The organism is Legionella lansingensis, assembly GCF_900187355.1.
Taxonomy (GTDB): domain Bacteria; phylum Pseudomonadota; class Gammaproteobacteria; order Legionellales; family Legionellaceae; genus Tatlockia; species Tatlockia lansingensis.
The window spans coordinates 2,259,914-2,285,130 of sequence record NZ_LT906451.1 but is presented as its reverse complement, the minus strand read 5'-3'; the positions used below and the strand labels follow the sequence as shown (position 1 = coordinate 2,285,130).

Below are 25,217 nucleotides of genomic sequence, written 5' to 3'. Positions count from 1 at the left end.
TCCTTGCATTAGTAGTAATTCAATAATTCTGCCACTAGATTAGCCGCTAGACGTGCAGTTTTCTGTTCTTGATCCAGTGGGGGTGAAAGCTCAGCCACATCAAAACTTACAACTTTGCCAGTTTGTAAGATATATTTCAACAGGGGTAGTGCTTGCCAAGGTGTTAACCCTAAAGCTTGAGGTGCACTAACACCAGGTGCAAAACACTCGGCAAAGACATCAAGACAAATTGTTAAATAGATGTAATCATGATCTGATAAAAAATCATCCAGAAAAGCAATTTGCCAAGCTAGGTTTTCTCTATTTATTTGTTCAGCCGTCAAATAGGTAACCTTTAATTCAGCTGCTGTAGCAAAGAGGCTGCGTGTATTACCTAACGTTTGTATGCCCAGGCAGCAATAATCAAAAGAAGAATAATTCTGCTCACAATGTTGTGCAATTTGGCGGAAGGGTGTTCCTGAAGTAGCTTCATTTTCCTTTAACGGACGCAAATCAAAATGGGCATCAAAATTAATGATAGCTAACTTTGGGTAACAGGACTGCAGGCCCAAAAAATGGCCCCAGGCAATTTCATGTCCACCACCAAAGGCGATGGTTTTATGCCCTTGTTCCTGAACATAATGAATGAGATTTGCGAATTGCTCTTGCGCAGATTCCAGGTGATCATCACATATGATGTTCCCTACATCAATGAGGTTTTTATTGGAATGGCAAGGAAGTTTAGCTAATTGCTCGCGTAGCTTAAATGGACCGGCTTTGGCTCCTAGACGTCCTTCATTTCGTCTTATTCCTTCATCGCTACAAAACCCAAGAATAACGATATCTTTGGCACTCTTTTGGAGGGATTGGGTTCGAAGATCGAGAAAATTGACGCGTTGAAAGAAACGCTCTTTAGGCAAACTATCTTTACGGCCTTGCCACAGGGAAGAATCTGTAGGCTCGTATTGTAAAATATTGGCTAACATGAGGATCCTCCTCGTGAGGTACTCTGGCTAAGAGCGGCGATAATTTTCATAGCAAGCAAGTTTATAAAATAAAGATTTAAAAAAACAGTAGGAAGAGCCTTTACTTGCTTTCATCATATACCTTTCTTTATCTAAATTTATGCCAATTCCCAAGAATGTCTGCTATTATCGGCACATTTATTATTTTGGTGACTGATAGAGCTTGAAATATCTCAATTGCTTCAGGTCTGATCATTATCGTGGTGTTCAAAGCTAGGGAAAAGAACGTTTTTATATATTAATTCTAGGAGAATAGCGGTGTTTGTAGTCACTGGTGGTGGGACGGGGATTGGTCGGGCATTGGCTCAAGCTTTGGCATCACGAGGAAACAAAGTCTTGATTGTCGGGCGACATGAAAATACTCTGGCTGAAACAGCAGACTTTTCACCTTTAATTTCTTTTCTTTGTGCAGATGTCTCTACTCATGAAGGAAGACAAACGATTGCCACCCAACTTAAATACATTATTTCTCTAGCAGGATTAATTCATAATGCAGGTACGATTGAACCCATTGTTCCTATTGCAGCTGTTGATGAATTATCCTGGCATCATACTATGGCAACCAATCTTGATGGTCCCTTATTTTTAACGCAAATTTTATTAGATAAATTAAAGCACGGTCGTGTTTTGCATATTGGTTCAGGGGCTGCCTATTTTCCTGTTACCGGATGGGCGGCTTATTGTGTCTCCAAAGCTGCTTTATCTATGTTGACTCGTTGTTGGCAGCTGGAAAGCCGCAGCACTGCTTTTACAAGTGTTATGCCGGGCATCATTGATACAGATATGCAAGCAATTATTCGTCATGCAAGATTTATGGATGAAGAAAAGCGCCATTTTTTCCAGGTTTTGAAAGAGGATAGACGTCTATTATCACCAGAAACCGTAGCTCTTTTTTTGTGTTGGTTACTTTTAGATGTAAGCAAAGAGCAATTTATATCTCAGGAATGGGATATTTATGATAAAAGTCATCATTCATCTTGGCTTGTGGCTCCTCATGAGGTGCCTGAGTTGGAGGAATAAATGACTGATTGTGATCATCTCTTGCTAAATGCCACAACCATTGATGCCCATGGGCATCAATTGCGGAACCAAGCAATTGCAATTACTGATGGTTTAATAATCTGGTGCGGCCTTATGGATGAGCTTGATCACGATTTTAAGCGTAAGGCAACGGCTATCCATGAGTGCGACGGTCAATTAGTGACTCCCGGGTTTATCGATTGTCATACACATTTGGTTTATGCTGGCAATCGTGCAGATGAATTTAAACAGCGTCTCGAAGGTAAAACGTATACAGAAATTGCTCGTGCGGGCGGTGGTATTTTATCTACGGTTAGAGAAACTCGCGCGGCTTCTGAAGATGATTTATTAGAGCAATCCCTCCCAAGGATTTTGGCCATGCGGACTGAAGGTGTTACCACGGTGGAAATTAAATCTGGCTACGGGCTGGATTTAGACACTGAAATTAAAATGCTTAAAGTCGCAAGAAAGTTGGGTGCTTTAAGTGGCTTGCGTGTGAAAACGACTTTCCTAGGTGCTCATGCTGTTCCTCCAGAGTTTCAGAACAATGCACAAGCTTACGTGGATTTTTTATGCTACGAGATGATACCTGCGATCGCCGCAGAAGGGCTAGCTGATGCTATCGATGTTTTTTGTGAATCAATTGGTTTTACTTTGGCACAAACTGAGAAGTTGTTCATAAGAGCAAGAGATTTTTCTTTGCCAATTCATTGTCATGCAGAGCAATTATCTAATCTTGGAGCAACAGAATTAGCCGCAAAATTAGAGGCTTTATCTTGTGACCATCTGGAACATCTAGATTCTGCTGGGGTTGCTGCTATGGCGCGTAGTGGTACTATTGCTGTTCTTTTACCTGGTGCTTATTATTTTTTACGCGAAAACCGCAAACCTCCTGTCGATGCTTTGCGGCAAATGGGTGTAGGCATGGCGATAGCAACAGATTCAAATCCAGGTTCATCACCAACGACATCATTACCATTGATGTTGAATATGGCTTGTCAATTTTTTGGACTTACGGTGGATGAGGCATTAGCTGGTGTAAGTTATCAGGCAGCCAAAGCGCTTGGGCTGGAGAAAGAGGTCGGGGAAATAGCCGTAGGGAAATATGCCGATTTAGTTTGTTGGTCAGTAAGTGATAGCGCTTCGCTTTGTTATCATTTTGGTTACCCATTACCGCATACAACGATGATTGCTGGTAATTGGCTGAGTGTTTAATGGTAGGAGCAAAAATAATGCAAAAATATATTTTGGCGATAGTTTTAATGAGTGTTTGCCTTGTTCATCCTGCCTTGGCGAATACACCTAAGACGGTGGTTGTAAAAAAAGAAACAGCTACCTTTGATTTGGATCTTAAATACCCACAAGGTTTTGCAGACAAAAATATCGATAAAACTGTAAAAGCATTCATCGATGAAACACAAAAAGCAGATGCCAATCCAGATGCAAAGGATGTCCCCGACGCTCCCGGAAAAAATAGCTTGTATGTGGACTATAAAACGGAGTTTCAAAACAAGAATGCCATAAGCTTACTGTTTACGATTTCTGTCTACAATCGCGGCGCTGCTCATCCCAATAATACAGTCAAGTCCTTTAATTTTATTCATGGAAAGGAAATAACTCTGACGGAATTGTTCAAACCCAATAGCGAGTATTTGCTCACAATCGCCAAACTTAGCAAGGCCGCTTTGCAAGAGAAGAAAATTTCTGATGAAAATTGGCTAACCACAGGCACAAACCCAACCGCAGAAAATTATCGTAATTGGTACTTTACGGCTGATGGACTGGCGATCGTGTTTGATACGTATCAGGTTGCCGCCTACGTTTATGGTCCACAAACGGTAATGATCGCTAAATCTAAACTAAAGAATTTATTACGTCCGGAAATAGTTAAAGCTGTATGGGGTAGTCAATGAATAATGCTGTCCCGTTTATTGCAGCGGATAAAAAAATTGCTGAGTTAACATTTCGTAGCGTGATTTTAGCCGTTATTCTCACGGTAATATTAGCATTGTCTAATGCCTATTTAGCGTTGAAATTGGGTATCTTGACCTCGGCGTCCATTCCGGCGGCCATCATCTCGATGGGTATTTTACGTTTCTTTAAAAATGCCACTATTCTTGAGAATAATGCCGTACAAACAGCTGCCTCAGCGGGTGAGGCGGTAGCAGGAGGTATTGTTTATACTATTCCGGCACTCATCATTATTCAATACTGGAATGGTTTTGATTACATAACCAATTTTTTTATTGCGGCAATTGGCGGCATTCTTGGTGTGCTATTTTCTATTCCTTTGCGGCGAGTTTTGGTCAATGAACCTGTCTTAAAATTTCCCGAGGGGCGCGCAATTGCTGAGGTCTTGAAATCGTCTGCTGAAAAGGCAGGTATTCGAGATATTTTTATTGGAGGCGCAGTTGGAGGACTTCTTGAACTCTTACAATCTGGTTTTAAAGTGGTTGCTGATAGTTGGAGTTATTGGTTTGCTGTCAAACGTTCTTTAATTGGTTTTGGAGTGGGATTCTCAGCAACCATGATAGGTGCTGGTTATTTAGTGGGCCATGAAATGGCTATCAGTATCTTTCTAGGGGCAATCATTTCCTGGTTTATTGCTATGCCCATTGTTAGTCAATTTTACCCGCAATTTGTTGGCCAATATCCTGCTGATAAAGCAGCTGTTCTATTATGGAATAGCGAAATGCGTTATTTGGGTATAGGAGCCATGCTCTTTGCAGGAACCTGGACTTTCTTAAAATTAGTCAGACCTTTATTAAAGAGTATGAGTGTTTCCTTTCGTGCTTTTATGGCGAAAGGTCGCACGGAGGCGCAATTACCACGTACTGACAGAGATATACCCCTGCCTTTCATCCTGATTGGTGTATTGATAATGGCGTCGGTATTGTTTTTATTTTTCCAATTTATCTTCCCCTTAGAGGATGTAGGTCTTGATGGTGACTTTGGTCCTAGTTTTGTGTTTGGTGCTGTTCTCTATGTCCTAATTATTGGTTTTTTATTCTCAGTGATCACCGGTTATTTTTCCGGAATGGTGGGAGTGACTGCAAGCCCAGGTAGTTCAGTAGTTATTGCTGGAATGCTATTCGCAGCTTGGATATTGCTTACTGTTATGAATCATATTTTCCCACTATCATTAACCCATGATCAAATTCGAGCGGCAGAGGCAATTACCATCATTATTGGTTCCGTTGTTACTGGTATTGCAGCGATTGCTAATGATAATACTCAGGATTTGAAAGTAGGGCAGTTAGTCGGTGCTACACCCTGGAGACAGCAAGTCATGCTTTTGCTAGGTGTAGTTATTTCCTCATTAGTCATCCCACCAGTTATGCAGTTGCTATTCGATGTTTATGGAATAGCAGGGGTCATGCCTCATGAAGGCATGGATCCCAGTCAATCTTTGCCGGCTCCTACTGCAGCACTCATGGCTGCAATCACGGAAGCGGTGTTTCGTAATACTCTGCCGTGGACAATGATGTTTATTGGGGCAGCAGTTATTCTGGTGATTATCCTTGTAAACTATTTCTTCAAGTTGGAGCGGGTGATCCGGCTTTCTATATTAGGGGTAGCTATCGGCATGTATTTACCCCTTGCCTCCTCCTTTCCTTTATTTTTGGGAGGAATGATTGCGATGTTGGTACAATCGCGTTTAAACAAACAGTCATTGGATGCTGATGAAAAACGTCAACGCCGACAAAGAGGTGTTTTAATTGCTTGTGGATTGGTAGCAGGTTCTGCGATTGTGGATGTATTGCTAGCTATCCCCTTTTCTATCTTACATACTCCAGATGCGTTAACGTTAGTCGGAGCTGGTTGGTCTCGTTATGGGATTATGTTAGGCGTATTATCAACGGTATTGCTTGCCGTCTGGATTGGGAGGCGTGTCAGTGGTAGTCGTTGAAAGGAGTCTTTATGTTAATCTACGAAGTGAATCTAGAAGTAAATAGACCCATTTTTGAGGATTACATACGGTGGTTGCAACCCCATATCAAAGAACTGTTGACTTTTGATGGTTTTCTCAAAGCAGATTTACTTTTTGACACTAATGACGAGCAAGCCGACGTTAGAAAAATCACCATAGCCTATTATCTTAAAGACTATCAAAGTTATTACAATTATATAAATGGTCCTGCAGTAACAATGCGGGAACAGGGAAGTCAACGTTTCAAAGGCCAGTTTGTTGCTCATCGAAGGTTATTGGAGTTACAGCGCTCGTATTTACCAAATGAGCTGTTATACTGAGCGTAGTACAGTGATACACCAATTTTGACAGGTAAAAAGCTTCTTTTTAATCGTTCCTCAAAGAGAACTCCTCGCCTCGGGGTAGGAGCCCTCCTTCCGTGCCCCCTCGTTTGAGATCGTACCTGTCAAAAATTAGTTCACTGTAGACCGTGGCCGCCTCATTTTGACAGATCTTGATGGAAGCATATACTGAAGGCAATGGCGTTAAGTTAAGCGATAATATGTATTCCCGTTCGGGCTGAGGAGGTGCGAAGCACCGTCTCGAAGCCTTGATGCAGGAGCCTTCGAGAGCCTCAGGACTGGCTTCGAGACGACGTAAACGCCTCCTCAGCGGCATTGTCACCACAGTTTTCGTCACTAATCTTCCTTCAAAATGATTCCTCATCTGGTTCCGGGGCTTGGATTGGCAATTACGAAGGACATGGTTATATCTTAACCGCAGGACATATGTTTCCCCCTGGCACTAAGGCTTCTGCCTATACTTATCAAACGATTGATGAGCTTCTTGTGGCCAAAACAAACCCCATAAAAGCGCACTGTTATAGCTATAAACATATACTTAAAGGACGAAAGAAATACGGAAGGATAAAACGCGACCAAGTGGCAATAAAAGCGTCTAAGGGATATCGAGAGCCTTGGATATTGGTATCCTCATTAAACAGGCAGGATAAACCTGGAAAAATTATTCAAATATATAAGCAGCGCATGACCATTGAAGAAAACTTCAGAGACACCAAAAGCCCTCAATTTGGATTTGGGCTAAAAGAGAATGTCTGTCATACCCCTGAAAGGCTTTCTGCTTGGTTGCTGCTTGTTGCCTTAGCGACTTTAATAGCCTTTTACGTAGGGCACTGGATTGAGAGAATGGGGATGCATAGATAGTTTCAAGCAAATAGTTATAAGCATAAGAGAGTGTTATCTTTTGTGTTTTTAGGGTGGGTGCCAAGCTATAAAAAATAACAAAATCCCTATCCTTGAAATAAGTTCTCGAAAGATAGGGAGCAATTTATGAACTGTATAAAAAAAGGTGACGATCACTCAGGTCAAAATGACCCAACCTACAGCGACTCAACTGTTTTTTTATGCTCAAGCAATTTATCTTTGCTGGCTCTTGCCTGTGCGAGTTTTTCTTGTTCTTTAGCAATAATGTCAGCGGGCGCTCTATCAGTAAAGTTAGGATTACTAAGCTTGTTTTCAGCAAGTGAAATGTCCTTATCCAGCTTTGCTATTTCTTTGGTAAGCCGTGTAATTTCTGCATCTTTATCGATAAGCCCCGCCATAGGGATAAGCAATTCCAAGTCACCAACAACAGCAGAGGCAGATACGGGAGTAGGCTCATTTTCTTCCATGCAGTGAATATGAGTTAACTTACTTAACGACAAAAGAGTAGGGCGATATTTTTCAACTCTTTCTTGAATTGCAGGTGTGGCATTCTTTATATACAAGGGAATAAGCTTAGCTGGAGAAATGGTCATTTCGCTGCGAATCGTTCGTATAGATTGAATGACTGCTTTCAACCAGGAGATTTCTTCTTCCACTTCGGGATTGATGAAATCTTTATTCACTTGAGGGTAAGGGCTTAGCATAATGGTTTCACCATTTATGCTGGTTAACTTACTTGTCCTTTGCCAGATTTCTTCTGTAATGAAAGGGATGATAGGGTGCAGCAATTTTAAAATTTGATCGAGCACATGAATCAATGTGCGCCGTGTCCCCCTTCTCATTGAGCCCAAGGCCTGAGGGTCATAAAGTACAGATTTAGATAATTCAAGATACCAGTCACAGTACTCGTGCCAAACAAATTCGTAAAGGGTGTTGGCTAATAAATCAAAACGATACGTTTCGAAATAATGATGGCATTGCGCAATGGTGCGTTGTAAACGTGAAAGAATCCATTGATCAGAAGGACTGTATTGGAATGCTCCATCACCAAAATCGATTTGCTCTTCGTCTGTATTGAGCAAGACATAACGTGATGCATTCCAAAGTTTATTGCAAAAGTTTCTGTAGCCCTCAACGCGTCCCATATCAAAACGAACATTGCGGCCCGTTGATGCTAAGGAGCAAAAAGTAAAACGCAAGGCATCAGTGCCGAAGGCGGCTATCCCTTCTGGGAACTCTTTCCGTGTTGTTTTGGCAATTTTATTGCGCACGGAGGTTAACATTAGGTTCGATGTTCTCTTCTCAACGAGATGCTCAAGATCAATACCATCAATAATGTCTATTGGGTCCAACACATTTCCTTTGGATTTAGACATTTTTTGTCCTTCGCTATCCCGAATCAGTCCGGTGATAACGACATCTTTAAAGGGTACTTTGCCAGTAAACTTTAGACCCATCATAATCATGCGGGCGACCCAAAAGAAAATAATGTCAAACCCAGTGACTAATACAGAGGTCGGATAGAATTGCTCAAACTCCGGGGTACGCTCTGGCCAGCCTAATGTTGAAAATGGCCAAAGTGCAGAAGAAAACCAGGTGTCAAGAACATCTTCATCTTGCTTTAATGGTATGGAATCATCAAGCTTATATTTAAAGCGGATATCATTTTCACTGTAACCCACATAAATATGGCCTTGACTATCATACCAGGCTGGGATGCGGTGTCCCCACCACAGCTGCCTGCTAATGCACCAATCTTCGATGTTTTCCATCCATTGAAAATAAGTTCTCGTCCAATTATCAGGGATAAAGCGTATTTCACCTTTTTTTACAGCTTCAATTGCAGGTTCAGCTAAAGGTTTGATTTTGACGTACCATTGATCGGTAAGCAAAGGTTCGATGATGACTCCGGATTTCTCACCTCGTGGAACTTTTAATTTATGAGGTTCTCTTTTAATCAATAACCCAGCGGCTTCTAAGTCTTGAATGATTTGTTCACGAGCCACAAAACGATCCATGCCTTGATAAGCTAAGGGTGCATTTTTATTAATTGTTCCTTTTTTGGTGAGGATATTGATTAAAGGCAGGTTATGACGCTTGCCGATTTCATGATCGTTAAAGTCATGTGCCGGCGTTATTTTAACACAACCACTACCAAAATCCTTCTCAACGTATTCATCTGCAATAATGGGTATGACTCTATCGCAGAGTGGCAATTGAATCTGTTTCCCTATTAAATGCTGGTAGCGTGGATCTTGAGGGTGCACAGCAACGGCTGTATCACCAAGCATGGTTTCGGGTCTGGTGGTGGCGATTATGATAGAGTCACTTGAATCCACTAAAGGATAGCGAATGTGCCATAAAAAGCCGTCTTCCTCCTCAGAAATCACTTCAAGATCGGAGACAGCAGTACTTAATTTGGGGTCCCAATTAACTAAACGCGTACCACGATAAATTAAACCTTCGTCATACAACTGCACAAATACTTTCTGTACAGCGGCGGATAAGCCCTCATCCATGGTAAAACGTTCTCTAGACCAATCTACGGAAGACCCAATTCGACGCATTTGGCTGGTAATTTGATTACCTGATTCCTCCCTCCATTGCCAAACTCTTTCTAAGAACTGGTCGCGACTCATTTCTCTGCGGGAAAGACCCTCTGCTTCCAATTGTCTCTCCACCACAAGCTGTGTAGAAATGCCTGCATGATCAGTTCCTGGTTGCCAAAGTGTTTTTTCCCCTCGCATGCGGTGATAACGAATAAGGGTATCCATCAGCGTATGCTGAAAGCCATGACCCATGTGCAAGCTACCAGTAACGTTAGGAGGTGGTAACATGATGCAGTAGCTTTTGCCTTCACCCTGGGGCGAAAAGTAATTTTGGTTTTCCCACTTTTCATAACATGCTTGCTCAATGGCTTGCGGGGAATAAGTCTTTTCCATGTTCTAACCTGTACAGATGAAAAGTTGCGAATATTAACACATCCTGCAGGGATCATCGAACCCTGATCTCACTGCCCATTAAGTTAAGGATTTTTTCTGCTCGAATTACCGCGGCTTGACCGCGGTATCCATGTCCATACTGACATGATGGACCCCGCGGTCGATGCCGCGGGGATTCGAAATCGCTCAACTTAATGGCAGTGACCCTGAGCTATGGTCATCAGATAACCTGTTGCGTCTTCGGTTGTGATTGATGAAAATCAGAAGTTGACTCCTCCATAGATGCTTTCTTCTCTTTGTCGTAATCATGGCGATGATCCGCAGCAAGATATGTATACATTGTAGGTACAACAAAAAGAGTAAAGCCAGTACCTACCAATAAACCCATAGCGATAACCAAACCAATGTCAAACCGACTGACTGCTCCGGCGCCGGTGGCAACTAAAAGAGGAATGACCCCAAATACCATGGCGGCGGTGGTCATCAAAATCGGGCGAAGACGAATGCCTGCTGCCTCTTCTACTGCTGCTCTGCGGTCAAGTTGTTTTTCACGTTGTAATTGGTTGGCAAAATCAACGATAAGAATCCCATGCTTGCTGATCAGGCCGATTAAAGTAATTAATCCGACCTGAGTATAAATGTTGATGCTTGCCGCACCCAGATTTAAAGGAATCAGAGCGCCACAGATAGACATAGGCACACTGATAAGGATAATTAATGGATCTCTGAAGCTTTCATATTGTGCGGAGAGTACTAAAAAAATAACAATAATAGCCATAAAGAAAGCTAGAATAAGGGCGCTGCCCTCCTGAATGAATTGTCTAGATTGCCCCCCATAATCAAAGGTAAATCCTTTTGGTAAGACGTCTTTAGCTTGATCTTTAAGGAAAGCCAAACCTTGTCCCAAGGTAACACCAGGCATCATGACTCCTTGAATCGTAGCAGCATTTAGTTGCTGAAAGTGGGTTACGGCATTGGGTTGGACTTTCTCTTTCGCTGTCACGACAGTTGATAATGGCACCATCTTACCATCTGTCGAACGCACATAAATTTTTCCTAGCTGATCGGGACTTAGACGATATCTTCTATCCAACTGAGGAATAACCTCATAGCTCCGCCCTTGTAGATTAAAATAATTAACATAATTTCCTGATAAGGCACTGGTTAAGCTACTACCTATTGCTTGCATGTCTAAACCAAGGTCGGAAGCTTTAGAGCGATTGATTTGGAATTCCATTTCTGGCTGATTAAATTTAAGGCTATTGTCCAAATAAATGAATAAGCCACTTTTTTGTGCTTTATCCAGTAACTGGTTGGATACTTCAAACAGGGTTTGAAAATCATTCGTTGTTTTGATCACAAATTGAATGGGTGTACCCTCACCTCCTCCAGGTAAAGGCGGGGGTATTACGGCAAAGGATTTTAATCCAGTCACTTCATCCAGTTTTTGCTGCAATGGTTCTTTTAGTTGAAATTGCGTTTTGTCCCGTTTGTCCCATGCTTTTAATACCATTCCAGAAACAGGAGAACTCATATTCACAGTAAAGTAATGTTCTGCTTCAGGAAAACTCTTGTAAATTTCATCAAAGGGTTTGGTGAAGGCTTCAATGTAATTGATCGTTGCGTACTGAGGAGCTGTTCCTACTACGAAGAAGAATCCTTGGTCCTCCTCAGGCGCTGTTTCTTCTGGAGTATGGAGGTACAAATAAGGTAGCATCAATAACACAGCTGCAGCGAAGATTAATATAATAGAGCGCGTATCGAGTAAGCTATGCAAGGCTCGTTGATAGCGATCTCTGAGGGCATCAAATTTTCTATCCAGGAAGTGAACAAATCGTCCACTACTGGTATCAGAGGTTAGAATTTTAGAACACATCATCGGTGTGAGTGTAAGAGCAATGATACCGGAAATGATGACCGCGCTCGCAAGAGTAAAAGCAAATTCCTTGAATAAAGCGCCAGTTAGTCCTCCCATAAAGCCAATGGGCGCATAAACTGCTGCCAATGTGATGGTCATGGCGATAACTGGTGTGGCAATTTCCCGCGCTCCGATCAGAGCGGCTTGTAGTGGTGTTTTACCTTCCTCAATATGACGATGAACATTTTCAACAACGACAATGGCATCGTCCACAACCAAACCAATGGCCAATACGAAAGCGAGGAGAGTTAATAAGTTAATTGAATAGCCTAGGAACAACATAAAGGTACATACCCCAATTAAAGATAAAGGTATGGTGACCACAGGGATCGCAACTGATCGGATGGAACCTAGAAATAAAAAAATGACCACAACAACAATTAATGCTGCTTCAATAATGGTTTGTACAACTTCCTTAATCGAAGCGCGAATAAAGTCCGTTGCGTCATAGACGATTGTACCCTTCAAGGAGGGAGGAAATTCATGTTGGATAGAAGGCATGATTTTCCGCACATTACTGATTACCGTTAACGGATTGGCCGTGGGTGTAGGAGTAATGGCAATAAAGACAGCTTTTTTCCCGTCAAAACGAACTGACGTATTGTAATCTTGCGATCCCAATTCAACCTTAGCGATATCTCGAAGACGGATGATTGAATTCTTACTCGACCTCACAATAAGCTGCTCGAATTCCTCCACATTATTCAAATCCGTTTTGGCTGTCATATTGATAGCAACATATTCTCCTTTTGTCCCTCCAGCAGCTGTGAGAAAGTTGTTGCGTGCTAAAACATTGGAAACATCAGAGGGGGATACGCCAAGAGCTGCCATTTTGATCGGATCAAGAAATATTCGCATTGAGTACGTTGCTCCTCCCAATATTTCTGCCTTGGCCACGCCATCAACCGTTTGTAATTGTGGTTGTACAACCCGGATAGCATAGTCAGTAATTTGCTGGGGGGTCATTTGGGTACTATCAAGACTGATATACATGAGCGGGGTTGAGACATCTGAGCTTTTAACAATGACAGGTTGCTGTGCTTCAGGTGGTAATTGATTTAAGGTTTGTTGGACCTTGCTCATGACATCCGTAAAAGCAACCTGAGGATCAAAATTAAGTTTAATATTGAGGGTAATAGTACTAACGCTCTGTGTACTTGTGGACGTCATATAATCAATCCCCTCAGCGCTTGCCACTGCAGCTTCAAGAGGAGTGGTAATGAAACCGGCAATCAGATTGGCATCCGCCCCAGGATAAGCTGTAGTGACGGTAATCACGGTGTTATCCATCCGTGGGTATTGTCTGATTTGCATCGTTAAAATCGAAGTTAAGCCAAATAAAAAAATCAAAAGACTAATAACGGTGGCAAGGACAGGTCGTTTGATAAATATATCTGTAAATTTCATGTTTATCCTGACAAAACTTAACATTTCAAAGTTTCCCGCTCCGCCACGCGCGCAACGTGAGGGAGAGGGTAGGGTGAGGGGTGTTATTGACCCAGCTTATCCGGATCAGGAATGTCCTTTAGCTTAACACTGTCGTTGATGACTACACGTGTGTCATTCTGCAATTTCAACTCGCCAGAACTGACAACCAGTTGGCCTTCCTTAACCCCTTCTTTAATAACCGTAAAATTACCTTCCTGTTCCCCTGTATTAACAAAAGCCCGTTTTACCCGCAGAATATCCTTACCTGCATCATCCTTTTTTCCACCTTTATCTTTTTCGATAACAAACACTGAATTACCATAAAGACTATAGGAAATTGCCGTGGAAGGTAGAACAATCACATCAGAAATGGCTGGTTGCTCCACTGAAATAGAGGCAAACATGCCTGGGATAAATGCAAATTGAGTCACATGATTCTTACTGTTTGAATTGCTATCACAGCGAATAAGGTCTTTGCTGCTACCCTTTTGTTTTATTCTTTGTACTAAAGGAGTGGTTTTTGAGTTAAGCGCAGCTGCCGGGCAATTGGGGATTGTGGCCTGTACCCAAATATTATGCGTATTAACATCTACTTTGGCGTTAATAGCCGTGATTTTTCCTTCGAAAACAACATTAGGGAATTCTTCAACAGTAAACTGGATTCCTTGGTTGATGTGCAAACGTTTCAACATCTGTTCAGGTAGATAAAACTCAAGGAATAAGGGATCCATGGATTGTAGGGTTACAATTGCAGTCTGTCCTGGTGTGACATATTGCCCTAAGTTGACTTGACGAATCCCAAGTTGTCCAGAGAAAGGGGCAGTAATGTGTTTTTGCCTTATCTCTGCTTCTGTTCTCTCGACATTGGCTTTTGCTTGTTCAAGATTTGCTGTTGCCTCGTCCACATTTGAACTAGGCGTAGCTCCTTTTTTAAATAAGTCTGTTTGACGCTTATAATTAAGCTCTTTCAGGGCCAAATCAGCCTTATTAAATTTTAAGGTAGCCTGATCAACGCTATCATCAATGTCGATCAATGGCTGATCTTTTTCTAGGTATTGGCCTGAATCAAAATGAATTTTGACTACATTACCAGAGGCTTCAGAATTGACATCGACACCATTAATCGCAACGAAGTTACCGACTGCGGCGATGCGTGGCTCCCATTTTTTCTTGATGGCTTTGACGGCTGATACACTTACAGCAGGCGGCTCATAGCTGGCAAAAAAGCGTTTGATCATAAAACTTTTAAAGAGGTTAAACGCTACGATACCACCAAATACAATCACCAAAGCAATTATCATGATAGTCATGCGTTTTTTCATTTCCAATCCTCTAACCAAACCGAGCGCTATAAAAAATTCAGGCGGGCTTTACTATAACATAAATAGCTAGGGTATAAAGTCTTTAATCATCGCAAGAAATGGGTTCTTCATCAGTACTACATCATCTATTTAATTTTTCCAGGTAGCGATCTTAAACAAGGAATGTATGCGGAAGGAGGATTTTCACGATAACTAAATGAATAAATGATAGCACGTTTTTTCTCATGGGCACAAAAAAATCCTATTGACTAAATACAAGGCTTTGCTAACATCTGTTTTCCACTAATATTAGGGGGTTAATAATAATGAAACTTAAGTCGCTCCTTTTTGTATGTTGTCTTGGTTTACTAACATCAGCTTTTGCTGACAATCGACATCTCCACCCACAAGCGAACAGCCCAACTGCGAATACTGCGGGCGCCAAATCAGTTGCCAAAGGTGCTAAATTACCAGGTTATTGCGAAATTGAAATCATCAATAGCAGCTATGATCATGTTCGTGTTTATGGCGTTTTTGACGATGGCAAGAGTCTGACCCCCTTCAATGTTTACAGTTATGAAGGTCCTCATTATATTGATTTGTTCTATTATGGTTACTGCCATGCTGGCATGAATTTATGGATCGATACGTTCAGTGGTTATCGTATCTATGGCGGATACACTTACGTTAATAGTACTGTACGCGTCGTCCCCTACCTGAACAAGCAATTAAAAGTGGAAATTAATGCGAAATAAGATTTGTTGACTCCTTATAAGGCACGAAAATTATCGTGCCTTTCTTTTATCTGGGCTTTGTCCCAGGAGGTCTGTATGAAACGTTTATTTGTTCTGTTGTCCTTGTTAATCCCTCTCACATCATGCACGTTTGAAAATGATTTTTATGGTGATGGTTTTTATCGACAACCACCACGGGCGCGAGTTGAGGTTCCCTATGGTTATTCTTATCAAGCAAATCCACGAACTTATCATCACGATCATGATGAGTCCATTGCTTATAAAGGCTCTGTAAGGTCCAATCGTAGTGTACGAAGTCAAAGACATGAACATGATGATTCCGCGAATACTAACAATTACGTGGATACCAGGGTTCATGGTCATGAAAGTATAGAAAACAGGCCAATTCATGGGCATGACGACGAGGTCGCAGAAAGTAATATTCACGGTCATGACTAGGGACGTTCCCTAATAAATTATGCTATCTTTTGTGATTTCACTATTCACGGAGAGATAGAGATAATGTTAAGAACAATTAGGTCATTCGTTATTATTGTACTTGTGTCAATAATCATTGCTTGCGCGGCTAGCCCAACAAGTGAGAGTACTGGCCAATTCTTAGATAGCTCTGCTGTAACCGCAAAAGTGAAGGCCGAATTAGTTGATAAATTGGGTGCGAAAGGATTCGCTATTAAAGTAAAAACTTACAAAGGCGAAGTGCAGCTCAGCGGGTTTGTAGATAGCGCAGTGGTTAAACAAAGAGCTGGTGTTATTGCAGGCAATGTTAATGGTGTAAAACGTATCCGTAATCATTTAATTGTTAAGTGAACGAGTTAATTCGTATTGGTAAAGAAACCAAGTAATACATGACACCGTCTCACAAGCAGTACTATAATAGTGCAACTCTCTAGGATAAGGATTGCAAATGTTTGATAAGAGCTACAAGATTGCAGGTTTTGACGATGAGCTTTGGCGAGCTATTCAAGCTGAGTGCGTGCGTCAAGAAGATCACATTGAACTCATCGCTTCAGAAAACTATGTTAGTCCTCGAGTCCTGGAAGCTCAAGGTTCGGTTCTCACCAATAAATATGCCGAAGGTTATCCTGCAAAACGTTACTATGGTGGATGTGAAAATGTTGATGTGGCTGAATCTTTAGCCATATCTCGTGCTAAAGAGTTATTCAGTGCAGATTATGTCAATGTTCAACCCCATTCTGGTTCCCAGGCCAATGCGGCTGTTATGATGGCTCTTCTTTCACCAGGTGATTTAATCCTGGGAATGGCATTGCCACACGGCGGGCATTTAACTCACGGTTCCAAAGTTAATTTTTCTGGTAAGCTCTATCAATCGATGGAATATGGAGTCGATGTTAACACCGGCTTTATCGATTATGATGCGCTAGAAGAGTTGGCTCTAAAGCATCGACCGAAAATGATCATTGCAGGGTTTTCCGCTTATTCACGAATCCTTGATTGGCAACGATTCAGAGCCATCGCTGATCGAATAGGGGCTTATCTGATGGCGGATGTAGCTCATGTGGCTGGACTCATTGCTGTTGGCCTTTATCCTTCACCCATTCCTTATGCGGACGTGGTGACATCAACCACTCACAAAACGCTGCGTGGACCCCGGGGTGGTCTAATTTTGGCACGTGCTAATGAAGACATTGAGAAAAAATTAAATTCGGCAGTGTTTCCTGGAATGCAGGGGGGGCCATTAATGCATGTTATCGCAGCAAAGGCTGTCGCGTTTGCTGAGGCTATGCAACCTGAGTTTAAGCAATACCAAAATCAAGTATTACTTAATGCCAAAGTCATGGCAGAAACACTGAGGGGCCGCGGCTACCCAATTGTTTCTGGAGGGACCGATAATCATTTGTTTTTGGTGAATTTAATTTCTAAAGATATTACTGGTAAAGATGCTGATGCAGCCCTGGGTCGTGCTCATATTACAGTGAATAAAAACACGGTGCCCAATGATCCTCGGTCGCCGTTTGTAACCAGTGGTCTTCGCATAGGTACTCCAGCGATGACGACGCGAGGTTTTAAAGAGAAAGAAGCAAGTACAGTGGCGGGATGGATAGCAGATATACTTGATGATCTAAATAATGAAAGCACTATTGCGCAAATTAAGACGCAAGTATTGCAATTATGTCGTGAATTTCCGGTTTATCGTTAATCATGCACTGTCCATTTTGTCACGCTGAAGAAACCAAGGTTGTTGATTCACGTCTTGTTGCAGATGGAGCTCAAGTTCGCAGAAGAAGAGAGTGTCTTCTTTGCCATGAGCGATTTACTACGTTTGAAACGGCTGAATTAATCATGCCTTCCATCATCAAGCGTGATGGACGCCGAGAGCCGTTTAACATTAAAAACTTACGAGCAGGTATGCTGCGAGCGCTAGAAAAAAGACCCGTGAGTGTTGATGCACTTGAAGAAGCGCTGGTAACCATTATGCAAGAGATTCGTCGTCGTGGCGAGCGTGAAATTGAATCACGTGAAGTGGGTGAGTTGGTGATGAAACAATTGCATCGTCTTGATCATGTGGCCTATGTGCGATTTGCTTCAGTGTATAAACGATTTAAAGATGTCAGCGAGTTTAGTCAAACCATTGACGAGCTAAAAAATGACAAAAATTCATGAGGTAATTTGTGGAAAAACAGGCAATTAGCGGCAAAAGGCGCGCTAGAAAATTAGCACTGCAAGCTCTTTATCAATGGTTTATGTCAGGTCAAGAGTTACATGAGATTGAAGCTCAGTTTCGTGCCAACACGAATATGGCAAAGGTGGATAGCGAGTATTTTTGTCGGCTTCTTTATGGTGTACCAGCAAACTTAAGCAAGTTAGAAGACAGTTTTAAGCCTTTTTTGGATAGGCCAATCGAAGGGTTGAATCCAATAGAGTTAACTGTTCTAAGACTTGGAGCATTTGAATTGCTTTATTGCCCAGAAATCCCTTATCGGGTGCTGCTTGATGAAGCGATTTCACTTACTAAAGAGTTCGGTTCACAAGATGGTCATCGCTATGTAAATGGGGTATTAAATAATCTGGCACAAAAGGCTAGAAAAGTTGAAATTAGTAATGGATGAATTTTCCTTAATTGATGTTTTTTTTAAATCTCCCACCCATTGGCGACAAGACGTAGTTTATGGTATCGGTGATGATGCTGCTTGCGTCATTGTTCCCAACAATCACGAATTGTTAATTAGTACTGATACGCTTGTTGCCGAAGTTCATTTTCTTAGTTCCTGGGATGCTTATGATATTGCTTATAAAGCGGTGATGGTTAATATCAGTGATATAGCAGCTATGGCAGCCACTCCTTGTTGGTTAAGTTTAGCTCTAACATTACCTGAGCTAAATACCACTTGGTTACAACGCTTTTCTCAGGGTCTTCATGACGCATTATCTCAGTTTAATTTGGCATTGATTGGTGGTGATACAACCAAGGGCCCATTAAGTCTGACATTGACCATTCATGGTGTAGTGCCATCTGGGAAATCTGTCAGGCGCTCTGGCGCTCAGGTTGGGGATAAAATTTATGTTAGTGGTGAGTTAGGTGCAGCAGCACTCGCGGTCCATTTTCTTCATCGTGATGATCTTCATCCGACGGATAAGGATTGCTTGATGCAGAAATTAAAGCACCCTAAACCTCGGGTGGATTTACAAATGATCTTGCAAGAATATGCCACGGCAGCTATTGATATCTCTGATGGTTTAAGTGCTGATCTTAATCATATTTGTAAGAGTAGTAAGGTAGGTGCTTGTTTTAATGAAGAGACTATTCCACTGCATCCGCTTTTAAAAAAGTATCAGCCTGCAGACAAGGCTATGAATTTGGCTCTTAGTGGTGGAGATGATTATGAGTTATGCTTTACCGTGCCAGCTGAGAAAGAGCAACATTTTTTAACCCTGCTTCCTAAACTTGGGCTCAGTACTTTCCCAATAGGTATTATTGAAGAAAAACCAGGACTAAGAATAAAAAAAATTGACGGAACTGTGAATACGTTTATTCCACATGGATATAGTCATTTTTAATTTTGTTTTAGAACCTCGAATTACCGTGGTCAAGCCACGGTAATTCGGCTTTTAGATTAGTCACATTAAAAAACTTGAAGGTCGAGTATAAAACTGAGATGAATGTGATGCGATTAGAGAACAAAGTTTGGCAGGATCCGGTATACTTTATTGCCTTTGGTTTCGGAAGCGGACTGATGCCCATTGCTCCAGGAACTTGGGGGACGCTTGCGGCTATTCCCATCTATCTATTGATTGCCGGGCAGTCTTTAGCTGTTTATCTTGTATTTACTATCCTTGCTTTTTTAATAGGGGTATGGGTTAGCGATAAAGTCTCTCGTGATTTAGGTGTTCATGATTACTCAGGTATTGTATGTGATGAGGTTGTTGGTTATCTATTGACAATGATGATGGCGCCTGTGGGCTTATTCTGGATAGTAACTGGCTTTTTATTATTCCGTATTTTTGATATCTGGAAACCAGAGCCAATACGTAGCATTGATCATCACGTACGTGGTGGTATTGGAATCATGTTAGATGATTTATTAGCAGCAGTGCCTGCCTGGTTAATCCTACAACTCTTGGCGTGGGGGTTTTTGCCTAAATGAACGAAAATCATAAGGAATTAATTAGCATAGGGCTGACGATTGCTATCGTTACTCTAGCGGTATTTATTATTCATCGATTCATTCCTTCGATAATTTGGGCGGCTATCATAGGCATAGCGACTTATCCTCTGTATTTGCGTTGGCGTCAATTTTTTGGTAATCGTCACGGTGTGGCCTCGCTACTCTTTACCTTTATTCTGGCATTATTATTTTTGTTACCACTGAGTTGGTTGGTAAGTATATTGGTGAAAGAATTGCAATTATTTATCAATTATTTGCAACTAATTAACCGTGAAGGTGGTCAAGCGCCAGCTTTTCTACGTCAATTTCCTATGATAGGTAATGATCTAGTCAATTATTGGGATACAAATATTGGCCGACCTGGAAATGTTCGACATTTATTGTCGAATCTGCATTTGTCTTTAACGCCAGCTAGCTACTATATCAAACGGGTAGGTGTCGACTTGGCTCACCGTGGCTTTCAACTCGGATTTACTTTGCTAACTCTGTTCTTCTTTTATCGAGACGGGGATAAATTGATTCAGCAAATTAATCACATTGGTGAATTTTGTTTAGGCCAGCGATGGTTTCGTTATGCCGATCGGCTACCATCAGCTCTGCGTGCTACTGTTAATGGTACTATCGTGGTAGGTTTAGGTGTTGGTTTTTTGATGGGTATTTGTTACTTCTTGGTTGATTTTCCTGCTCCTACTCTAACAGGATTTATTACAGCATTTGCTGCAATGATTCCTTTTGTCGTTCCTATTGTTTTTGCCATCGTGGCACTCATTTTATTATCTTCCGGTGCGATGATTAGCGCCATTTTCGTGGTCATTTGGGGTACTTTTGTGATGTTTGTAGCCGATCATTTCATCAAACCCGTGTTGATTGGTGGTGCTATCCAGTTACCTTTCCTTGCTGTTCTTTTTGGGATCTTGGGTGGTGTGGAAACGTTGGGCTTGTTGGGCTTATTCGTTGGTCCTATCATCATGGTGCTCTTTGTTACTTTGTGGCAAGAACCACAAGGTATCGTCAAACCATGTGTAACAACTTAGAATATCACTTAGAGGAGTGGTGATAAAATATTTTGCTTTATACCATCTTGCAATTTTGCCATTTGGCCCCATTTGTTTAACATTGAAATTAGCCCACAGTAGGGGGAGTGATGAATAAAGATTGGCCAACTAAAGATAAGGATATGAGTACTGCGCAGCGGATAATGGAAGAATATGCTAGAGAGCAAAACACTGATTCCTTAGGCTTGTTCGAGTTGGTTGTTAATACTGAGGAAAAAAGAATGGATTTTCGCCTATCTTCTTGGGTGGTGCTTTTGGCTGAGCATTTCAAATCCCTCTACGGAGCAAACCAAGGTGATTTTGTAACAAGGCAAGTCATTAGCCGTTACATTACAAAGGATGAAACGGTGCATTAAGATTTTTTCTGTTCTTTCTATGGAGCAAAATCGTTTTCTCCAATGTATTTACCATACTCTCTTTTAAATTCTTTACTATTCATATAAAGGGCGAGTGCTTTATTAATGACCTGTAAAAGTTCAGGTTCCTGAGGAGTAATAGCAATACCGAAGCCAAAACCGTAGGCAAAGGCGTTACCCAATACGCTAAATCTTCCTGATGATTGCATCTGCCAATACATGGCGGAGGGGGCATCCAGCAGGACTAAATCCACTTTGCCCGCTTGCAATGCATCAATTAGATGGGGTGCATCCTCGAATTCGATGATTTTCGGGTTTTTAATTCCCAGAGCATTAATGACTGCAGGGAACACAGTTCCCTTCTCAATGCCAATCCTCTGATCATTTAGTGAATGTAAGCCAAAATTTTTTGTTGCCAGTTGGCTTGGGCCTAAAAAACGTGAGAGGCTTAATAAGTAGGGTGAAGAAAAATTAACTCGAGCTACTCGTTCGGAAGTGATGGTCAAAGCGCTCACAGCAACATCAACTTTGCCAATTTCAACGGCAGGAATGAGCTCTTCGAAGGGAAGGGAAACAAAAACACATCTGCGTTTAATCATTTGACAAATGTATTGCATCATTGAAATATCAAAACCAAAGAATTGCCTATTAGCTCCCTCCATAACAAAAGGAGGAGTAAAACTGTCTATTCCAACTCTAAGAAGAAGTTCCTCTTGGGCCGTTGAGAGTGACGGAGGACTAAAGACTAGAAGAGAGATAAGAAGGAACAATATTTTCATGATGTCCTGCCCCTTTGGTTTTTAATACCTATAGCATACTACAAAAGATGGATGAATAACGATTAGCTTGGTAGGCTTATATAATTATAAAATATGGCTGCGATAGATCGTGTGTGAAATCTCTCCTCTTTTACAATCTAAACTAGCTTTTTACCGCAAGAATTTTCCTGAGATAAAAGCCTGTCCTGCTTTAAAAACATTACTCCTGATCAGTGACTATGCTTGTCGACACATAGACATTTTAAAACAGTTAGTCACTATGGATTATCATAGTCCTCTAATGTTCTATGATTACCAGCAGCTACTACGGAATTTAGATGAGCAATCTTCGGCTGGTTATGCGCTCTCTTTGCGTCAGTTTCGGCATACCCATTTATTGCGGTTGCTGCTTAGAGAGTTGGCTGGGCTCTCTTCTACGGAAGAAACGATGAAGGCTTGGTCTGACTGTGCTGACGCTATCATTTTACAAACCATTGGTTTTTGTGAGAGGGATTTAACGAAACGCCATGGACAACCTTGTGATGAGAACGGTAGTCCAACGAAAATTTATACTCTAGCCATGGGTAAACTTGGTGGTCAGGAGCTAAATTTTTCTTCTGATGTCGATTTGATTTTTGCCTTCTCAGCTGCGGGTAGCACAAATGGTAAGGAGCAAATAAGTAATCAACAATATTACACGAAGCTAGTTCAAGCATTTATACATCTTTTGCAGAATATTACCGCGGAGGGTTTTGTTTTTCGTGTCGATTTGCGTTTACGGCCTAATGGAGACAGCGGGGCTTTAGTGTCGAGTCTCGCAGCTATGGAAAACTATTATCAGGAGCAAGGTAGAGATTGGGAGCGTTACGCTATGGTAAAAGCACGTTTAATCGGTGAAAAAACCGATCAAATAAATCATTGGTTTAATCGCTTGATCATTCCTTTTGTATATAGACGCTACATCGATTTTAGTGTGATTGAATCCTTACGCAGCATGAAAGCAATGATAGAGCGGGAAGTTCAATTAAATCCCATGTTAGATGACATCAAACGTGGATTTGGTGGAATTCGTGAAGTTGAATTTGTTATTCAAAACATGCAGCTCATCCGTGGGGGACGACTGCCAGCGTTGCGAGTGCAGAATACAATTGAGGCTCTGATTGTGCTAAAGCAACAAAATCTGCTTTCTCATACACCCGCATTGAAGCAAGCTTATTTGTTTTTAAGAAAACTGGAAAATGCTTTACAAAGCTTGAATGATCAACAAACACATTCTTTGCCTAAAGATGAAATTAAGCAAGCGCAAATTGCCCTCGCTATGGGGTGCAGCGATTGGCAAAATTTACTACATAAACTGCATCAGTATCAGCGGATCATTAGTGCTGTTTTTAAAGCGGTGCTTGCTAAAGCCGATCCCTATGAAGATGAAAAACGACTTCTAAATCACCAATTGATGAGTCTATGGCAAGGGCATGTTGAGACGACAATGGCTGTTAATTGGTTAAAAAGTCTGGGCTTTCAACAAGCGGAGCGTTGTTATCAAATGATCCATGCTTTTCGCCATGCTCCTCGCTGCCGGCGCTTAACGCAAGCAGCCAGATTGCGACTTGATCGCTTTATGGTTCTCTTACTCAGTGAATTAACGACGGTTGCAGATACTGAAAGGGTCTTACTGCAAGTTTTGCAATTACTAGAAAATATCGTGGGCCGCAGTTCCTATTTGGCTTTAATTACAGAGAATCCGCCGGTTCTAAAAGAGTTAATTCATTGGTTTGGACATAGTCCATTTATTACAAGCTTGTTAGTGAGGCAGCCTTTTTTGTTGGAGGTATTACTTGATCAAGAACAAAATTGGCGCCTGCCCTCACGTAAAGAATTAGAGAAAACGTTAAATTATCAATTGGCGCATTGTTCCGAGAGTGAACAGCAAGATGAAGTTCTTAGGCAATTTAAGTTGATCAATTGGCTTTCGGCAGCTCGTGCAGAGGTTTATGGTCGTTACCATGCTGTGCGCATCAGTCGATTTTTGGCAGACATAGCGGAGGTCATCGTTAGTAAGGTTTTTGCTCTAGCCAGTGAGCAGTTAACCCAACGTTATCCGCAAATGAAACAAATCAAATCGCGTTTTGCCATTCTTGCTTATGGCAAATTGGGTAGTCGTGAGATGAATTACAATTCTGATCTCGATTTGGTTTTTATCTATGCCACCTTGCCTGAAGAAGAAGCTTTAGTTATTCGTTTAACCCAGAAAATTCTGCACATGCTAACGACACGCTCCCAATCCGATATTCTTTACTCTGTCGATACGCGGTTGCGGCCTTCGGGAGAGGCAGGGTTATTAGTAAGTCATATTGATGCATTTGCTGAATATCAACGTCATCATGCTTGGACCTGGGAACATCAAGCGTTAATCCGTGCTCGAGTACTGGTTGGAAGTGCACAAATAAACCAACGATTTAAACAATTAAGAAATGAGATATTACTCATAGCCCGCGATCATTCTTCGGTGCGTGATGACGTTTTGGCGATGAGAGCAAAAATCTCTAAATATACAGGGAGGGATGAAATTAAGTATGGCGCAGGAGGCTTAATCGACCTGGAATTTTTAGTACAGTTTTTGGTATTGACACATCCACATAAAAATTTAACTTACACAACAAATCTGTTGAGCTTACTGCAAAAACTCTATTTTTCACAGACAATCGGTAAACATCAATTTACCAAACTAAAGAACGCTTATCGCTATTTTCATCATTTATTGCATCAAAATCTGCTAAACCCACAAAAACAAAATGCGCAAATTCAGCAAAATAATGTTTTACAGATCAGTAAAGAGATTTATGAAAAGCTTTAGTTTTAATCGCTAGAGTGCTTCGACCGTTCAGCGTTTTTGCCTATAGAGAAATTCAACGAATTATTTTC

At 41.5% G+C, this 25,217-nt stretch carries 22 protein-coding genes; 17 read left to right on the top strand and 5 right to left on the bottom strand.

Going from position 1 to position 25,217, the window contains the following annotated elements:
• Positions 1-8: 8 nt before the first annotated feature.
• Positions 9-965, bottom strand: a complete 957-nt coding sequence (gene hutG, locus CKV79_RS10360) for a formimidoylglutamase (protein WP_028373869.1) — start codon at positions 963-965, stop codon at positions 9-11.
• Between the two features lie 297 nt (positions 966-1,262).
• Between hutG and CKV79_RS10355 the strand changes: the two genes are divergently transcribed.
• From CKV79_RS10355 to CKV79_RS10325, 6 genes are all read left to right on the top strand, one after another.
• On the top strand, positions 1,263-2,024 hold the full coding sequence (locus CKV79_RS10355) for an SDR family NAD(P)-dependent oxidoreductase (protein WP_028373870.1): 762 nt from the start codon (positions 1,263-1,265) through the stop codon (positions 2,022-2,024).
• Positions 2,025-3,239, top strand: a complete 1,215-nt coding sequence (hutI, locus tag CKV79_RS10350) for an imidazolonepropionase (protein WP_028373871.1) — start codon at positions 2,025-2,027, stop codon at positions 3,237-3,239.
• 17 nt (positions 3,240-3,256) lie between these two features.
• Positions 3,257-3,937: a DUF3298 and DUF4163 domain-containing protein gene (locus tag CKV79_RS10345; RefSeq protein ID WP_028373872.1), complete on the top strand. Its 681-nt coding sequence runs from the start codon at positions 3,257-3,259 to the stop codon at positions 3,935-3,937.
• Positions 3,934-5,934, top strand: a complete 2,001-nt coding sequence (locus CKV79_RS10340) for an OPT family oligopeptide transporter (protein ID WP_028373873.1) — start codon at positions 3,934-3,936, stop codon at positions 5,932-5,934. The genes CKV79_RS10345 and CKV79_RS10340 overlap by 4 nt, the downstream gene beginning before the upstream one ends.
• A gap of 11 nt (positions 5,935-5,945) precedes the next feature.
• Positions 5,946-6,275 (top strand): DUF4286 family protein, encoded by a 330-nt coding sequence (locus CKV79_RS10335; RefSeq protein ID WP_028373874.1) that lies wholly within the window; start codon positions 5,946-5,948, stop codon positions 6,273-6,275.
• A 447-nt stretch (positions 6,276-6,722) separates the two neighbouring features.
• The gene (locus CKV79_RS10325; protein ID WP_028373876.1) at positions 6,723-7,157 is read left to right on the top strand and encodes a transposase; all 435 of its coding nucleotides are present in this window, start codon (positions 6,723-6,725) and stop codon (positions 7,155-7,157) included.
• Positions 7,158-7,333: 176 nt separating this feature from the next.
• On the opposite strand, the gene CKV79_RS10320 is transcribed toward CKV79_RS10325, so the two are convergent.
• From CKV79_RS10320 to CKV79_RS10310, 3 genes are all read right to left on the bottom strand, one after another.
• A complete protein-coding gene (locus tag CKV79_RS10320; protein WP_028373877.1) occupies positions 7,334-10,099 on the bottom strand; it encodes a valine--tRNA ligase in 2,766 nt (921 codons plus the stop codon).
• A 220-nt stretch (positions 10,100-10,319) separates the two neighbouring features.
• Complete coding sequence (locus CKV79_RS10315; RefSeq protein WP_028373878.1) at positions 10,320-13,424, bottom strand: efflux RND transporter permease subunit; 3,105 nt, start codon at positions 13,422-13,424, stop codon at positions 10,320-10,322.
• A gap of 83 nt (positions 13,425-13,507) precedes the next feature.
• Positions 13,508-14,767: an efflux RND transporter periplasmic adaptor subunit gene (locus CKV79_RS10310; RefSeq protein ID WP_028373879.1), complete on the bottom strand. Its 1,260-nt coding sequence runs from the start codon at positions 14,765-14,767 to the stop codon at positions 13,508-13,510.
• A gap of 305 nt (positions 14,768-15,072) precedes the next feature.
• On the opposite strand from CKV79_RS10310, the gene CKV79_RS10305 reads away from it, so the two are divergent.
• The 10 genes from CKV79_RS10305 to CKV79_RS10260 all read left to right on the top strand — a co-directional run bounded on the left by CKV79_RS10305 (position 15,073) and on the right by CKV79_RS10260 (position 21,537).
• Positions 15,073-15,501: a hypothetical protein gene (locus CKV79_RS10305; RefSeq protein ID WP_028373880.1), complete on the top strand. Its 429-nt coding sequence runs from the start codon at positions 15,073-15,075 to the stop codon at positions 15,499-15,501.
• A 75-nt stretch (positions 15,502-15,576) separates the two neighbouring features.
• Positions 15,577-15,939, top strand: coding sequence for a hypothetical protein (locus CKV79_RS10300; RefSeq protein ID WP_028373881.1), 363 nt, complete (start codon positions 15,577-15,579; stop codon positions 15,937-15,939).
• A gap of 63 nt (positions 15,940-16,002) precedes the next feature.
• Complete coding sequence (locus tag CKV79_RS10295; RefSeq protein ID WP_028373882.1) at positions 16,003-16,308, top strand: BON domain-containing protein; 306 nt, start codon at positions 16,003-16,005, stop codon at positions 16,306-16,308.
• 97 nt (positions 16,309-16,405) lie between these two features.
• A complete protein-coding gene (gene glyA / locus CKV79_RS10290; RefSeq protein ID WP_028373883.1) occupies positions 16,406-17,659 on the top strand; it encodes a serine hydroxymethyltransferase in 1,254 nt (417 codons plus the stop codon).
• A gap of 2 nt (positions 17,660-17,661) precedes the next feature.
• A complete protein-coding gene (nrdR, locus tag CKV79_RS10285) occupies positions 17,662-18,123 on the top strand; it encodes a transcriptional regulator NrdR (RefSeq protein ID WP_028373884.1) in 462 nt (153 codons plus the stop codon).
• Positions 18,124-18,131: 8 nt separating this feature from the next.
• Positions 18,132-18,569 carry a transcription antitermination factor NusB gene (gene nusB / locus CKV79_RS10280; RefSeq protein ID WP_028373885.1) on the top strand — a complete coding sequence of 146 codons (438 nt, stop codon included), beginning with the start codon at positions 18,132-18,134 and terminating at the stop codon, positions 18,567-18,569.
• Positions 18,562-19,518: a thiamine-phosphate kinase gene (gene thiL / locus CKV79_RS10275; protein ID WP_028373886.1), complete on the top strand. Its 957-nt coding sequence runs from the start codon at positions 18,562-18,564 to the stop codon at positions 19,516-19,518. Before nusB ends, thiL begins: the two co-directional genes overlap by 8 nt.
• Positions 19,519-19,616: 98 nt before the next feature.
• Complete coding sequence (locus CKV79_RS10270; RefSeq protein ID WP_028373887.1) at positions 19,617-20,105, top strand: phosphatidylglycerophosphatase A family protein; 489 nt, start codon at positions 19,617-19,619, stop codon at positions 20,103-20,105.
• Positions 20,102-21,160: an AI-2E family transporter gene (locus CKV79_RS10265; RefSeq protein ID WP_028373888.1), complete on the top strand. Its 1,059-nt coding sequence runs from the start codon at positions 20,102-20,104 to the stop codon at positions 21,158-21,160. The genes CKV79_RS10270 and CKV79_RS10265 overlap by 4 nt, the downstream gene beginning before the upstream one ends.
• A gap of 110 nt (positions 21,161-21,270) precedes the next feature.
• Positions 21,271-21,537 (top strand): hypothetical protein, encoded by a 267-nt coding sequence (locus CKV79_RS10260; RefSeq protein ID WP_028373889.1) that lies wholly within the window; start codon positions 21,271-21,273, stop codon positions 21,535-21,537.
• Positions 21,538-21,554: 17 nt separating this feature from the next.
• Here CKV79_RS10260 and CKV79_RS10255 read toward each other — a convergent pair whose 3' ends face one another.
• Entirely contained in the window at positions 21,555-22,316 is a 762-nt protein-coding gene (locus tag CKV79_RS10255) for a transporter substrate-binding domain-containing protein (RefSeq protein WP_028373890.1), read from the bottom strand.
• 172 nt (positions 22,317-22,488) lie between these two features.
• Here CKV79_RS10255 and glnE point away from each other — a divergent pair, with 172 nt between their 5' ends.
• Complete coding sequence (glnE, locus tag CKV79_RS10250; RefSeq protein ID WP_231950254.1) at positions 22,489-25,149, top strand: bifunctional [glutamate--ammonia ligase]-adenylyl-L-tyrosine phosphorylase/[glutamate--ammonia-ligase] adenylyltransferase; 2,661 nt, start codon at positions 22,489-22,491, stop codon at positions 25,147-25,149.
• Positions 25,150-25,217: the final 68 nt, after the last annotated feature.